This is a genomic window from Rahnella sp. RcJ3 (genome assembly GCF_009498575.1).
In the GTDB taxonomy this organism is placed as follows: Bacteria; Pseudomonadota; Gammaproteobacteria; order Enterobacterales; family Enterobacteriaceae; genus Rahnella; species Rahnella aceris.
In genome coordinates, this window is sequence record NZ_QSNX01000022.1 from 67,128 (window position 1) to 67,604 (window position 477).

At 53.9% G+C, this 477-nt stretch carries 1 protein-coding gene; it reads right to left on the minus strand.

The annotated features are described in order from the left end of the window. A partial coding sequence (locus DXU84_RS25255; protein WP_228389041.1) for a VENN motif pre-toxin domain-containing protein occupies positions 1-477 on the minus strand: 477 nt, incomplete at both ends.

Consider the following 477-nt stretch of genomic DNA (forward strand, 5'->3'; position numbering starts at 1 on the left):
CCCTCCGCCAATCACCGCACCGGTAATGCCTTTTCCTATGGCTATTGTCGGACCAAGATAAAACGCACCGGCCATAAATACGCCATCCTGATAGCCTTCGACTATCGCTTTGGTGATATTCGCCCCTTCCGGCAAATCCCCTTTCGCTATTTTATCCAGCCCTGCCTGTGTCTGCTCGGGCGAGAGATTATTATCTACAGCAAACTGATTCCATGAGCCTGCTGTATCAATATAATCCATCATCCCTGAAGGCAGATTAAAGTGATTGTATTCCGTCGCATTCTTACCTGCCTGACCACCCGCAACAGCACTTTCTGTATCATCACCTGCAAGTCCGCCCGCCAGCCCCGCGGCCAGCGTACTCAGCGCCACGATTTTCTGCTTTTCGTTCTCCGTCAGATCTTCGCGTTTCACGCCCGGATAAAGCACCTGGGCGATTAGCTCACCGGTAGCGGCACCTGCCGCACCCGCAGCGGC